Below are 13,140 nucleotides of genomic sequence, written 5' to 3' on the forward strand. Positions count from 1 at the left end.
CAGAGGGTTCCTGGTCAGTTCAGTGAGGGTTCAGTTAGTTTTTCTTGTCCAACTGCAGCCCTACGAGGACCGGATCATGGTCCGAGGAGCGGTACTGGTCAGCCGTGAACAGATTGGTGATGTTGTTATTGAAACGGCTGTATTCGTAGCCCACCGACTGGACAGCATTGATGTTCCAAATGTCCTGCCCGGTCACCTTGCCAGCCAGTTCTTCGGAGGCGAAGATATGGTCCAGCGACCCGACCAATCCGTCATAGAGGTAGCTTTGGGAATCCGCGGCAGCCCCGAGGTCCACATACCCGGCTTCGAGCAGAACCTGCATCGGATCTTCAGCGGAGTAGGAGTTGAAGTCGCCGGCCAGCAGCACCTTGTCGGTATTGCGCAGTTCCTTCAGCTCATCAGCAAAACCAACCAAGGCTTCGGCCTGGCTCACTCGATCCTCATTCCAGGCTCCCTGTCCGTCACCGGTATCGGCATTGCCCGATCCGTCATCCGGGTTCGAGCCCTTGGACTTGAAGTGGTTGGCCACGACAAGGAAGCGGGTATTCTGATTTCCGCCAACCCGCTGGAAAGCCTGCGCCAGAGGATCGCGGGCATTGGAGAAGGCCGGATCTTCGAGGATAACCGATTCTTCGATCGGCTTCACAGCTTCTGCGCGGTAGATGATCGCGGTGCGAATGACATCTTCGTCAGCAGGGACCACCGACGGAGTTGGAACGTAGCTCCACACTTGCTGTCCCGCTTCATCATTCAATTCATTGACCAAGTTAGCCAGAGCGGCATCGCGGTCCTGGCCGAAGCGCGCAGAGTTCTCAATTTCTTCCAGAACCACGACGTCGGCGGTGAACTTGCTCAGGGCAGCAACGATCTTGGACTGCTGGCGCTCAAAGCTTTCGCTGGTCGCTGCGCCGCGGGCATCGCAGCCGCTGCGGACGTTGATCGGATTACCTTCCCGATCGGTGTAGTACTTGCACCCATCAAGCATTTCACCGGTGGTGGTGAAGTAGTTCAGCACGTTGAAGCTGCCAACACTGACATTGCCGCCGACTTCCTGCGGCGCATCGCTTTCCAGCTGCTCGAAATTCACGGCGATATCAGCATCATCGGCGCCAATCACTTGACCCTGGGGCTGCAAGCGCCACAGGTCGTAGCGGTAATCAAGGATGACCGGTGCGATGAAGGAAGCCTCGGCACCGACGGTAACGCGCTGCTGCGCGTCAATGTACGGCAGGGCGATTTCCTTGTTCTTGTTGGTGGTGAAGTTCAGCGTTGCACCATCATCGACGACGATCGCGCGCTGCTCATTTTCTTCAGCAAGTGCCTTGGCCTGGTCACTGCCCGGCTTGAAGACGTCCGTTGGCTGGCGCAGCAGACGCTCGCCAGGAAGGATGCCGCTGGTGCCCATCGCAAGACTCAACTCGCCATATTGGTTCAGCGTGTAGTTATCCGACACCGTGAAATCACCTTGCGGTTCAATCAGCATGGATTCAAAACGTTCACGATCGGCATCGCTGCTGGGCAGGGTCAGTGCCAGCGGCTTGACGCTTTGAGCCGGTTCATCCAGAACCGCCACGTTATCGGCCTTGAGCTGGGTCAATCCATAGAACTCTGATACCTGGCCGGTGATCTGCACATAGTCGCCAACCTGCACGGCAGAAGCCTCATCTGGCGCGTAAACAAAAATCGCCGAGCTCGCCTGGCTTGTGAAGTCCACGCCGCTGCCGGCACTTTGCACGTAGAAGCCACGCAGCCCGCCCTCGGCATAGGCGCCGGTGACTACGCCGCGGACTGTTGCATCCTGGCCCAGCATCGGCGAGCTGTCGCCAGTTCCCTGGATCTGCTCGATCGAAGTGATTTCAGCTGCATCAGCATGCGCAGGAGCGAACGCTGAAAGTGCAAGCGCGGTTCCCAGCACCGCGGCGGCGATGCGAGTGGGCGGTCTGTTGTTCATGTAATTCCCTACGTTGTAATTCAGGCTGCGGTTGCTTGTCCGCATGCGCAGGACAGATTCCAAGATTGGCAAAGCTCGATTAACTCCTGCTGAACTCAGCACAGCATTTGTGTGTCCTACCCAACAACCATCCAAAAGCATCAAACGCTTTACGTCCAGTAGTGATTAAAAGAATATTTTCACTAATTGAACTGACCGGTCAGTTCAATTAGTCTTTAATCGTGCTTACCGCTGACTCTATTACCGTCAAGGGACGCCACGAACAGCTCGTGGCCCCTACCTCCATGCAACTGCAACGAGGTGAATTGCAGTTGCTCGTTTCCGAGCCGCAAATCTCCCGGACTGCGCTGGCCCTCGTATTGAGCGGACGGATGAAGCCCAGCTCCGGAATGGTGAGCTGGAACTCCGAGCCCAAGTTGGAATACCTGCGCAAGCACAGCGCCTTGGTGGATTCACCGCAGATCAGCGAGCCTGAATCCCATTTGCGGGTCCGCGACCTGGTTGCCGAAGACCTGGCTCTGACCCCGGGCCCCTTCTGGCGCAAACCCAGCGCCAAGAAATGGATGGCACGACATGGCTTCAGCGACATCGCCAAGGGCTGGACCGATGCCATCGATCCGCTCCGGCTCTTCGAACTCCAGCTCATGCTGGCCGCCGAAAATCCTGTACATGAGCTGCTTGTCGTTGATTCCCCCGACCGCCACGATCTGCAAGATCAGAGCTGGCTTGAAACCTTGGAATATTTCGCCAGCTCGCATCGGGAATTCGCGGTCCTGGCAATTGTGAGCACCTTGCCCCAGGATTGGCAGCAGCCTAACGGGCTGACCGAGCTTCTGGAGCCAGCAACGGACCACCTGCCTGACCCGTCCACCGGATTCATCCAAGAAGAACTCGACCTGGATTTTGCTCCGGTTCCCGCCAGCGAACCCGCGGCGGCAAGCAGCGACGACTTCTTCCCCATCGAATACCCAGCTGATGCTGTTCAGCACCCAGCAGAGGACTAGCCCATGACTACTTTGCAACTTGCCCTTTCCGAGCTCAAGCGCATGAGCCGCGGCACCCTGCCCAAGCTGGCGCTGATCGCCGTCACCTGCGTTCCGCTGCTCTATGGCGCGCTCTACCTCTACGCCAACTGGGATCCGCAGGGGAACCTGGACAAGGTCACCGCCGCCGTAGTGAATCTGGATGCCGGAGCCGAACAGGATGGTGAACGCACCAAGGTCGGAAATGACGTTGTCGAAGAATTGGAAGATGACGGCACCTTCAGCTGGGATCAGGTGGATACCAAAGAAGAAGCCGAGCAGGCGGTAGCTTCCGGCCGTTACGCATTCGCATTGATCCTGCCCGAGGACTTTTCCGCGGCCCTGGTCTCGCCAGGCGATTTCAAGGATGCCGAACAGGCCAATATCGAGCTGCTGACCAATGACGCGAACAACTTCATGGTTTCAAATTTCGCCAACACCCTGGCCACCACGGTGCGCACCTCGGTCGCCCAGGAAGTAGGAACCGAAACGGCATCGGCTATGCTCGCCGGCTTCGTGGACATCCACGATTCCATGGGCGAAGCGGCCGACGGAGCCGAACAGCTCTACGATGGCACGTTGCGCCTCGGCGATGGGCTGGTGACCTTGGCCGATGGCACCACCAAGCTTGTAGCCGGCAGCACTGACTTGCAGTCCGGTACCCGAACCCTGAAGGATGGAACTTCCGGCCTCTCCTCGGGGCTGGGGGAACTGGTTGACGGCCAGAAGCAGCTGCGCGATGGCAGCACTGAATTAGCTGATGGTACCTCCCAGCTGGCTGACGGCAGCAAGAAGCTGAACAGCGGATTGCAGACCCTGAAGACGAAGACCACCGAGCTGCCCGGCTCCGTGTCCAAGCTGAACCAGGGAACCGCCAGCGCCAAAAAAGCCGCCGATCAGCTGGCCACCGGTTCGCAGCAGGTCGCCGAGGGCAACCAGCAGCTGGCCAGCACCGCCGATCAAGCCATTGAGGTAATCGACCAGTTGCAGGCCAATACCAGAACACAGCTGAATTCCGTCAAGGCAGATACCACGCAGCGGCTGGACCAACTGGTCAGCAGCGGTGCAATCACCCAGGAACAAGCAGATTCCATCCAGGCCGCACTGAGCCAGAGCATCAAGGAATCCACTTTGGGCCAGGAGCTGGAAAGCAAAGTCAGCAAGACCAATACCCAGCTGTCCACACTGCAAACGCAGCTGCATTCACTCGCCGATGGATCAGCACAGGTGGCCGACGGAAACCAGAAGCTCGCTGTTGGCCTGGGCACCTTGGCTGAAGGCACCAATAAGCTGGACGCGGCCATGCCGGAACTGGCCAAGGGCATCGGTTCTGCAGCCCAGGGTTCAGCCAAGCTCGCCAGCGGCGCTGAGGATTTGGACACCGGGGCCAAGGCCTTGGCTGCAGGCCAGCAATCTGCATTAAGCGGTGCCACCGAGGCAGCCAATGGGGCAAGCCAGCTGGATCAGGGTGCCGGTACGCTGCTGGAAGGCACCGGGTCGCTGCGCAGCGCACTGGTGCAGCTTTCCGATGGCGTGGGCGAGCTCTCGGCAGGAACCGATGACCTGCAAGATGGGTCGGATGAATTAGCCACCGGCTTGCACGACGGTACCGGCAAGGTCCCGAATCCCGATGAGAATGCCAGCCAGAAGCTGGCCGATGTCATGGGAGATCCGGTCGCGGTATCCAACCACAAGCAAGCCGAAGCGCAAGCCTACGGCGAAGGCCTGGCTCCCTTCTTCCTGACCCTGGCAACCTTTATCGGCGTGCTGATCCTGACCCAGGTGATGCGTCCGATGTCCAAGAGGGCCCTGGCCTCCAACGGAAGCAATTGGAAGATTTCCCTCGGCGGCTGGTTGCCATTCGCCGCGATTGCGATGCTCCAAACCAGCCTTCTCTACGCGGTGGTGCGTTTCGGTTTGGGACTGCACGCCGCCCACCCCTGGCTGGTCTGGGCGTTGCTGGTCGCCTCGGCACTATGCTTCAGCGCACTGATCCAGGGCTGCTTCGCCCTGCTGGGTACGGCAGGAAAATTCGTGGTACTGGTCTTAATGGTCTTGCAGCTGGTCACCTCCGGCGGCACCTTCCCATGGGAAACCTTGCCGGATTCCTTGCACCTGCTGCACCAGATCCTGCCGATGAGCCATGTGGTGAACGGAATGCGGCATCTCATGTACGGTGCTGATTTGGAGGTTCTGCCCTCGGTTGCTGGTTCGTTGCTGGTCTATACCGTGCTTGGATTAGTCTTGAGTATGCTTGCGGTACGCAAGAACAAGACCTGGAGCTTGAAAACCCTGCAACCGGAGCTCAAAGAATGACCATCCCAACGGGCCAGCGTCGCCGCGTGCGCGCCACCGATTCGAAGGAAAAACTCTTCGAAGCAGCCATGACGCTGCTCGGTTCACGCTCTCCCGAATCCGTTTCTGTCGATGAGATCGCTGCCGCAGCCGGTGTTTCCAAAGGCACGGTGTACTACAACTTCGGGTCCAAAGACGAGCTGGTCAGCCAGATCCTCAGCTACGGCGCGCAGAAGCTGTTCGGAGAGCTAACCCGTGCAGCATCAGGGGCCGATCCCTATCTGGCACTCAAGCAGATGCTTGAATTCGCCATGGATTTCGTAGCCAGCTACCCCTCTTTTGCCCATCTGTGGATGCAGGACCAGCAGACCTCCGGGGATGCCACAGCACCGGGCGGCATGACACTTGCAGCCCGGGTGACTGGACTGATCATTGAAGTTCTTGAACGCCTGGTCGACTTGGAACCAGAGGAAAAGCTTTCGGTAGCCACCAGCATTTTCGGTGCCGCTCTGTTCACAGCGCGCTTACGCGCATCGCGGCACAGCGAACTCGACCGCGACCACACCGTGCGCGCCGTGCTGCTGACCGTGGATGGGCTTATCGCGACCCGGCCAGCAGCCAAACCCTAGGGTTGCACCCTCCAGCTGCTGGTTTCTTTCAGACCCGGAAGCCCGCCGCTGAAGAGCAGTACGCCGGGATACTCATTGAGCAGTTTCACCACATTGGCATAGGCCTGATCTGGCAAACGGGTCAGCAGCGAATCGAGAACCAGCAACGGCGGCTCGCGCAGCAACGCACGCGCCACCAGCAACGAGGCCTGCTGGCTGGAACTCAGCGGTTCACCGCCTCGGCGCAAGCGTGTTTCCTCCCCGTCCGGCAGTTCCGCGATCTCCAAGCCGCAGGTTCCGGCCAGGGCAATGGCTTTGCGCAGCGATGCGCCAGGGTGACGATAGCGCAGCGCACGCCCGATGCTTCCCCGCTCGGGAACCATTGATTCCAATGCGGCACCCACCAGTTTGCGCCGGCCGGTAGCGGGCAGATCCTCGCTGCGCCCTTCGGCAATCCACACCCCGGCCTGCGCATCCCCGGATTGCATGAAATTACCGGTCGCGATGGAGCTGAGCAATGCGGCGCATTGGCTTGGGCTTGCCTGCAATGCGATCCGCTCCCCCGGCTGAGCCCGCAGCGCAGGCCATTGGTCCGCGCAGTCTGCAGGAACTTGGATGCGCACCGAGGAAGGCTGCAGCATCAGCTCCTTGGCATCGCGGGTGCTCGCCGGAGTTTCTTCGGCTGCCTGCCACCGTTCTTGCTCTGCCAGCAGCGGTGCGATGATTCGCCGGCCGGCCTTGTAATTCTGCCGGTACTCGACCACGCGTCCCCACTCACCCAGGGTTCCAGCGCAAATGCCCATCAGTGTCAGTGCGGTTGCCACAGCTGCGCCCGGCAGCTGTGCCATCGATGCCGATCCCACCACCAGGGCGGTGCCCAGCAGCGGAATGGCCAGAGCCCCACCACGCAAGGCGGCGGCGTAGCGGGCACGATGCACCGAAGCATCAATGACCTTCTGCGCAGAGTCCTGCACCCTTTGCACTTCGCGCTGCACCCCGCCGCCAGCCGTGATGGCCGTCCGGGCAGCGACGGTATCTGCAATGCGTGCGGCCATGTTCCCCCGGTGCCGGCGCAAGGTTCTCGCGCTGAGAAAAGTTCCGCCGGCCAAGGCCGCGAGCAAAATCCCCTCAAGCACCAGCGTCACCGCCAGGCTCAGGGCCAGCAATGGGTGCAGGAGCCACAGGCCCACACCGCTGACCACTAGCAATGGCAAGCCCGCCACCAGCGGGACCATGCCCTGCACAATCCAGTTCCTGATCGAGGACAGGTCGTTGGTGGAACGGGCAATGGTGATGCCCATGGATGGGCCGCGGGCGCTGCGCAGCGCGTGGGCGATCAGTCCGCGGCGAAGCTGCGCCACATAGTGCTGGCCGAGCTTCTCAGCGAGCACGCGTTCGGCGTACTTGGCTAGGAAAAAGCCGCCCACCAGGCCCAGGGTGGCGCCGAGAATTCCCGGGCTGATGCTGGCCGAGAGCTGTCCGATCAGCCAACCTATGGCAATGGAAAGCAACCCGGCTGCAACGCCCAGAGCGAGCAACCCGGCCAAGAGCATCCGCCGCCCCGGCGCTGCCAGCTTCGGCAAGCGCTGGGCGGGCACCGGCGGCGCGCTTGCTGACTTCACATCCAGCACGGGCACTCCTATCGGGTTGGCAGCAGGGCAGAGGCGACCTCGGCCCGGCACAACTCGAAGGTACCGATCACTGGGGTACTCAGCTGCGCCTGGGCTTCCTTGGCGGCCAGCGGCGAGGCAGTGACCACGCCGGATACTGCGGCCAGATCCAGGCCCGCATCGAGCAGGATGCGTTCGCCAGCCTGGGCACCCAGAGCGTCCTGGGCGCTGAACAGCACGCGATCCACCTGCGCGGTAAAGATCGGGTCGCGCAGCAGGCGCGAGGTTTCTCCTTGGAAGAGGCCATCGGCGATTTCGATGACTACGGTGCCGGCCCCGGTGGCGCTCTGCTCGCGGATCATGGCGACCAGCAGGTCGCGCACGGTTTCGTAGTCCAGGCGGTAAGTGGTCGGGAAGCCGAAGTCGGTGAAGTCGCAGACGCTGAAGGCGCCGGCGTCGGTGAACAGGTTCGGGTCGTTGCCTGCGCCGGTTCCGGTGGCCTTACCGGCGGCAACCTGCATGCCGGAGTTGACCAGGCCGTTGACCAGGCAGCCCAGAGTGGTGGACTTGCCGGAGTTCATCGAGGTGCCCAGCACTGCGATGACCGGCGGGCGTGGCGCGTCGATCTGCGCGGCCTGCGGCGATTCGTTCTCGATGCTCAGCGGCGCGAAGTCCAGCAGGTTCACGACCTTGCCCTGCCGCATCAGCAGGCCCACTGGTTCCAGCTGCGTGGCCTTGTCGATCGATGTGTGCTGCTCGATGACCTCGCTGGCCACGCCGCCGCCGGCGACCAGCTGGCACGGACCCAGATTGTCTGGCACGTGGGCGAGGAACTGGTCCGGTGCGTAGCGGTGGCCATAGGCGACCATGATTTCCTGTCCGACGAACATCAGCTGGCGGCGGGAGACCGGGGACTGCAATCGGGTGTGCTTGCCCAATTCGGTGACATTGGCGATGACCACGTCTCCGGAGCGTGGCACCATGTTGGCGCGGCGGACGATTTCGAAGTCCTGCGGGTTGCGCTGCAGCTCGGCAGCGACAAAACGAGTGGTGTAGGCGGCACGAATGGTGCGGGCACGCTGGGCATCGATCTGCTGCTGTACCTCGTTGCGTGCTGCGGCGGACTGCGTTGGAAGCGATTCTGCGATGATAGCCATTTGCCTGTTCCTCTTTCACTATTTCCGACCCGCGATTGCGGTTTGGCGGCGTTGGCTGTTGGGCCAACAATTACCAGTGAAACGAGCAATGGTTAATTCAAAGTGAACGGCTCATGAGTCTATGAGGTGTATTCGATGAGAGAGCTATCATCTGCTTCTCATAACGGCAGATCATCGTCTATTTATGTGTTGACTAGTACTTTAGAAAAAACTTGATGAGACTTCTCTCATGCAGGCCGGGGTGCGATGAAATGTGTGACGCGCGCATCACGGGCATCCAAATGGGAATAGGGATGGCTGGTTTCCAGCACCGTGGTACCGAGGGTCGGGTAGTTCATCGCCAGTTCGTAGACAGCCTCTTCATCCGAGTCTCGCGATGCCAGGCGCAGCGCCAATTCCTGGAGAATGGGCTGATGCCCGATGACCAACAAGTTGCTGACGGTATCGGGAACCTCGTTGATGATGGAGCACAGCTGGGCGGTGCCGGCACTGAAAATCCGTGAGTCGATGTAGGGGGTTGGCCCTTTTTCCCCGAGCTCGGAGAGCACCCAGGCACAGGTGGAACGCGCACGCAGCGCGTCAGAGCAGATGATGTAATCAGGGATCAGCTCATTGTCCACAAGCCAGGCTCCGGCAGCAGGCGCTTCACGGTGTCCGCGTGCGGCCAGCGGCCGGTCGTGATCCGCGACGCCTAGCGGGTAGTCGGCTTTGGCGTGGCGCATCAAGATGAGCTTGCGAGAATGCATGGTGTTCATTCTCCCAGCTTAAGACAGCGATGGCGGGTGAACCGAACTTGGTTCACCCGCCATCGCCATGCGCTGATGCTAGATGGAGTATTCCGGGGCGGCCCAGACGACAACTTCTGGGTGCTCGTAGAAGCGGTAACCCTGGCCGCGCACGGTGCGTACGGTGTTCGCCAGGCGTCCCAGCTTGGAGCGCAGGCGTCGGATGTGCACGTCGATGGTGCGCTCGTTAGGGACCTCTTCGGCATTGCGCCACAGGTTTTCCAGCAGTTCTTCGCGGCCAACGGTACGGGTGCCGTTTTCCACCAGGAAGTTCAGCAGCTCGAATTCCTTGAAAGTCAGGTTCAGGGTTTCGCCATCCAGGTACACTTCGCGGCGCGACAGGTCGATCAGCACACCCGATGGGCGTGGGGTCGATGGACGAGCCTCGGCGCGTGGACGACGCGATACGGTTGGGTCGCCCAGGGCCTGGCGGACGACGTCAATTGGATCACCCTGCGCGCTGGTTGGAGCCAGCGCTACCGCAGCGTGGGTCTGCGCCTGCGGAGACAAGGTAGCCAAGAAAGCGCGTACCTGAGTGGCCAGCTTGCCCAGCGAAGTGCCCTGTGCTTGCGCGGTGGTTTCATCCAAACCCACGTAGAGCACGAATCCTCGGGCGGAGGTATCAGTACTTGGCTGTCCAGTTGACTGCACTGGAGCAGTGGTCGACGAATGCATCGGTTCACGAGTTTCATGAGCGGTGGAAACTGCGCGCAGTGGGCGATAGCCCGCTGGAGCATAGTTGCCAGAAGCTGCACGCTGCGCAGCAGCTGCGCGGTTCTGTGCATTGCGAATTGAAACGTGGACGTATCCGGATCCAGCCGACATAATCTTTTCCTCTTTTAGTGCGAAGGCCAAGTGGTTTGGCGCTCATGCTTCGGGTTTTGCTTGCGCTGTTCGCGGCCTTCGTCCACGTTCAGCAGTTGGGTTTCCCGTCACCGTCTTCCAAATTCCGAATTACTAATCACGCATAATTCGACTTGCAGGCCGGTGACGCCGAGCATTCGTTGGCAACAATTCCGGACAATTCGAGGATGACTCTCGAACTGCTTTTACTGTTCTGCGCCGTACTCACACCTCTAGTTTCCTCGTAACATTGGCAACTTGCAAGTAACAATGAACGCTCGCGTCCACATAGTGAGACATATCTTCCCAAACGTGACATAAGACACTTTAGGCAATTCTTGAGTACCTAAGCGCTTAACTAAACAATATGTTCAATAATCTGCCAAATTCTGGACATTGCGCCCACTCCATTCCGAGGTGCGAATATCCATTCAGCGCTATAGACCGTCCACACTCCAAACATTCGCCCTTACTCGGGGTTGACCAAATTAACCACTATCGGTTCGGGTTTCTCCCGCATAAAATCGACTTGCAGTCATAGCTGGCACACAGCTAAAACATATTCTCGGCCCAAGGCAATAGGAGAAGCTGAATACATGAATGAATCTCGATTTTCCCCTTCGCAGCTGCCTCGACTAACCCATCCCGATGGCACAGCAATCAAAGTTCTGGTGGTCGATGATGAACCTTCGCTTGCGGAATTGGTCGCCATGGGAACCCGCATGCTGGGCTGGGAAGCCACAATGGCCCACGACGGACCAGAGGCCGTAGCTACCGCCCGCTCATTGGCTCCAGATGTTCTGGTGCTGGACTGGATGCTGCCAGGCTTTGACGGCCCTGAGGTCCTGCGCAAGGTACGCACCCATTTCCCCGAAATCCCGGTTCTGTTCCTCACCGCCAAGGACGCGGTGGAAGATCGCATCGAAGGCTTGGGCGCCGGAGCTGACGATTACGTGGCCAAGCCCTTCAGCCTCGAAGAGGTCCTGATCCGCTTGCACCGCCTGGTGGAACGTTCCGGCGCGGCCACCGCCGACTCCGCCGAATTGGTCGTTGGTGACCTGGTGCTGAATACGGACTCGCATGATGTCTCCCGGGCAGGCCGCGAGATTTCGCTGACCGCCACCGAATTCGATCTGCTCAGCTACCTGATGAACAACGCCCGCCGCGTGGTTTCCAAGTCGCAGATCCTGGATAACGTATGGCACTACGACTTTGATGGCCAGGCCAACATCGTCGAGCTGTATATCTCCTACCTGCGCAAGAAGATCGATGTTGATGCAGAACCCATGATCCATACCGTGCGTGGCGTCGGCTACGTATTGAAGCCGGCGGCATGAGTTTCTTCTCCCCGAATACCAAGGTGAGCTCTCCGCATGCGCTCCAGCGCAAGCTGCTGCTCATCCTGCTGACCTCGGTAACCGCTGTGTCCGTCTTGCTCGGCCTGCTCTATAACGCCGGCATGCGCCAGACCTTGATGGACCAGCTCAACAGCCAGCTGCGCCTGGCCACCGAACGCGCCCTGAATTATTCGCAGGGCGCGCCAGCGGTGAACTCTCGGCTTGATGCTCCCGGCCAAGCCGCCGGCACGCTGACCGCCCGCTTCGTCGACAAGTATGTCTTCAACGGCGGTGTGCTCGATGAACGCACCGGCGTCTTGGAACAGCTGAGCCAGGAAGACGCCATCCCGATGGTGGATCTTGAGCTGAGCACGCTGCGTGAAGGCGGGCCGTTCAAGCCGGTTCGCGCCCATCTGACCGTGGGCGACTACTATCTGGTCGCCGTCAAGGATTCAGGTTCCAACGGCATTTTGATTGTCGGCCTGCCTTTGCACAGCACCGATCTGGCCTTGCGCGGCATGGCTTGGCTGACGCTGTTCATTGCGTTGATCCTGATTGCCGGTGCCGGTTTGGCTGGTTCCTGGCTGATCTCACGCTCGCTGGCTTCACTGAAACGCGTGGCTACGGTGGCTGCTTCGGTTGCTGCAGAAGAACTTGATTCAGGCAAGGTGGATCTAGCCCAGCGAGTGCCTGCACAAGATGCAATTCCCGGCACGGAAGTGGGCAATGTCGGCAATGCGTTGAACGCGATGATCAGCAATGTCTCAACCGCACTGACCGCCCGCGAAAAGTCCCAAGCCCAGATGCGCCAGTTTGTCGCCGACGCTTCGCACGAGCTGCGCACCCCGCTTTCAGCGATCCGCGGCTACACCGAGCTGCTCTCGGCTACCGAGCACTTCTCCCCCGACGGACAACGCTCGGTGGACCGGGTACTGCAGCAAAGCGCGCGCATGAGCTCGCTGGTGGAAAGCCTATTGCTCCTGGCTCGCTTGGACGAACAGAATGCCTTCAAACGCAGTGAAGTGGACTTGTGCGAACTGACTGCGGATATCACTGAAGACTTCAAGCTCACTGCCAGCGACCATCACTGGATTTTCGACTGCCGGACGCCGCAGACCATCATCCATGCTGATTCAGCCTCCCTGCGTCGGGTAATCACCAATCTCCTGGCCAACGCCCGCAAGCACACCACCGCCGGAAACACTGTCACGGTGTCGGTGGACCAAGATGATCAGACCGATGAAGCAATCCTGAGGGTGCACGACACCGGAGAAGGCATCGCACCGGAATTCCTGCCACGCGTCTTTGAGCGTTTCACCCGTGCTGACAAGGCCCGCTCAGGCTCCGATGGCACTACCGGCTTGGGCTTGCCGATCGCCAAGAGCATCGTCGAAGCCCATGGCGGCAAGATCACCGTGGCATCCAAGCCAGGTGACACGGTCTTCGAGGTCCGCTTGCCGCTGATCGATCCGGAAATCGCTGAAGAAACGCCAAAGACTGCGGTGTAATCACCGCAGTCCTTGGGCACATCG

10 protein-coding genes are annotated in these 13,140 nt (G+C 60.0%); 5 read left to right on the top strand and 5 right to left on the bottom strand.

The genetic code is table 11. The features are described from left to right. Positions 1–34: 34 nt before the first annotated feature. Positions 35–1,951: an ExeM/NucH family extracellular endonuclease gene (locus AB4Y71_RS12150; protein ID WP_441720680.1), complete on the bottom strand. Its 1,917-nt coding sequence runs from the start codon at positions 1,949–1,951 to the stop codon at positions 35–37. A gap of 221 nt (positions 1,952–2,172) precedes the next feature. Here AB4Y71_RS12150 and AB4Y71_RS12155 point away from each other — a divergent pair, with 221 nt between their 5' ends. From AB4Y71_RS12155 to AB4Y71_RS12165, 3 genes are read left to right on the top strand one after another with little or no spacing between them, the layout of a single operon-like run. Beyond that, the gene (locus AB4Y71_RS12155) at positions 2,173–2,955 is read left to right on the top strand and encodes an ABC transporter ATP-binding protein (RefSeq protein ID WP_417364278.1); all 783 of its coding nucleotides are present in this window, start codon (positions 2,173–2,175) and stop codon (positions 2,953–2,955) included. A 3-nt stretch (positions 2,956–2,958) separates the two neighbouring features. Next, on the top strand, positions 2,959–5,289 hold the full coding sequence (locus tag AB4Y71_RS12160; protein WP_441720682.1) for a YhgE/Pip family protein: 2,331 nt from the start codon (positions 2,959–2,961) through the stop codon (positions 5,287–5,289). After that, positions 5,286–5,897, top strand: a complete 612-nt coding sequence (locus AB4Y71_RS12165; protein ID WP_441720683.1) for a TetR/AcrR family transcriptional regulator — start codon at positions 5,286–5,288, stop codon at positions 5,895–5,897. Before AB4Y71_RS12160 ends, AB4Y71_RS12165 begins: the two co-directional genes overlap by 4 nt. On the opposite strand, the gene AB4Y71_RS12170 is transcribed toward AB4Y71_RS12165, so the two are convergent. The 4 genes from AB4Y71_RS12170 to AB4Y71_RS12185 form a co-directional block, all read right to left on the bottom strand. Next, positions 5,894–7,498, bottom strand: coding sequence for an ABC transporter transmembrane domain-containing protein (locus tag AB4Y71_RS12170; RefSeq protein WP_441720685.1), 1,605 nt, complete (start codon positions 7,496–7,498; stop codon positions 5,894–5,896). The two genes, AB4Y71_RS12165 and AB4Y71_RS12170, sit on opposite strands and share 4 nt — an antisense overlap. Positions 7,499–7,515: 17 nt before the next feature. Then, positions 7,516–8,643: a DUF1611 domain-containing protein gene (locus AB4Y71_RS12175; RefSeq protein ID WP_441720687.1), complete on the bottom strand. Its 1,128-nt coding sequence runs from the start codon at positions 8,641–8,643 to the stop codon at positions 7,516–7,518. A 227-nt stretch (positions 8,644–8,870) separates the two neighbouring features. Continuing rightward, positions 8,871–9,398, bottom strand: coding sequence for a SixA phosphatase family protein (locus AB4Y71_RS12180; protein WP_134781054.1), 528 nt, complete (start codon positions 9,396–9,398; stop codon positions 8,871–8,873). 69 nt (positions 9,399–9,467) lie between these two features. Next, positions 9,468–10,253 carry a winged helix-turn-helix domain-containing protein gene (locus tag AB4Y71_RS12185; protein ID WP_013347868.1) on the bottom strand — a complete coding sequence of 262 codons (786 nt, stop codon included), beginning with the start codon at positions 10,251–10,253 and terminating at the stop codon, positions 9,468–9,470. Between the two features lie 614 nt (positions 10,254–10,867). On the opposite strand from AB4Y71_RS12185, the gene AB4Y71_RS12190 reads away from it, so the two are divergent. Together AB4Y71_RS12190 and AB4Y71_RS12195 are read left to right on the top strand one after the other, a co-directional pair. Next, positions 10,868–11,608 (top strand): response regulator transcription factor, encoded by a 741-nt coding sequence (locus AB4Y71_RS12190; RefSeq protein ID WP_013347867.1) that lies wholly within the window; start codon positions 10,868–10,870, stop codon positions 11,606–11,608. 23 nt (positions 11,609–11,631) lie between these two features. Beyond that, positions 11,632–13,116, top strand: coding sequence for a sensor histidine kinase (locus tag AB4Y71_RS12195; protein ID WP_441720689.1), 1,485 nt, complete (start codon positions 11,632–11,634; stop codon positions 13,114–13,116). The last annotated feature ends 24 nt before the right edge of the window (positions 13,117–13,140 follow it).

It is taken from the genome of Glutamicibacter sp. MCAF14 (assembly GCF_052114325.1).
In the GTDB taxonomy this organism is placed as follows: Bacteria; Actinomycetota; Actinomycetes; order Actinomycetales; family Micrococcaceae; genus Glutamicibacter; species Glutamicibacter arilaitensis.

Bases quoted from the DNA above. Each gene is read 5' to 3' on its own strand.
- AB4Y71_RS12165 (WP_441720683.1), top strand. From the start codon at position 5,286: ATGACCATCCCAACGGGCCAGCGTCGCCGCGTGCGCGCCACCGATTCG.
- AB4Y71_RS12150 (WP_441720680.1), bottom strand. From the start codon at position 1,951: ATGAACAACAGACCGCCCACTCGCATCGCCGCCGCGGTGCTGGGAACC.
- AB4Y71_RS12185 (WP_013347868.1), bottom strand. From the start codon at position 10,253: ATGTCGGCTGGATCCGGATACGTCCACGTTTCAATTCGCAATGCACAG.
- AB4Y71_RS12160 (WP_441720682.1), top strand. From the start codon at position 2,959: ATGACTACTTTGCAACTTGCCCTTTCCGAGCTCAAGCGCATGAGCCGC.
- AB4Y71_RS12180 (WP_134781054.1), bottom strand. From the start codon at position 9,398: ATGAACACCATGCATTCTCGCAAGCTCATCTTGATGCGCCACGCCAAA.
- AB4Y71_RS12175 (WP_441720687.1), bottom strand. From the start codon at position 8,643: ATGGCTATCATCGCAGAATCGCTTCCAACGCAGTCCGCCGCAGCACGC.
- AB4Y71_RS12190 (WP_013347867.1), top strand. From the start codon at position 10,868: ATGAATGAATCTCGATTTTCCCCTTCGCAGCTGCCTCGACTAACCCAT.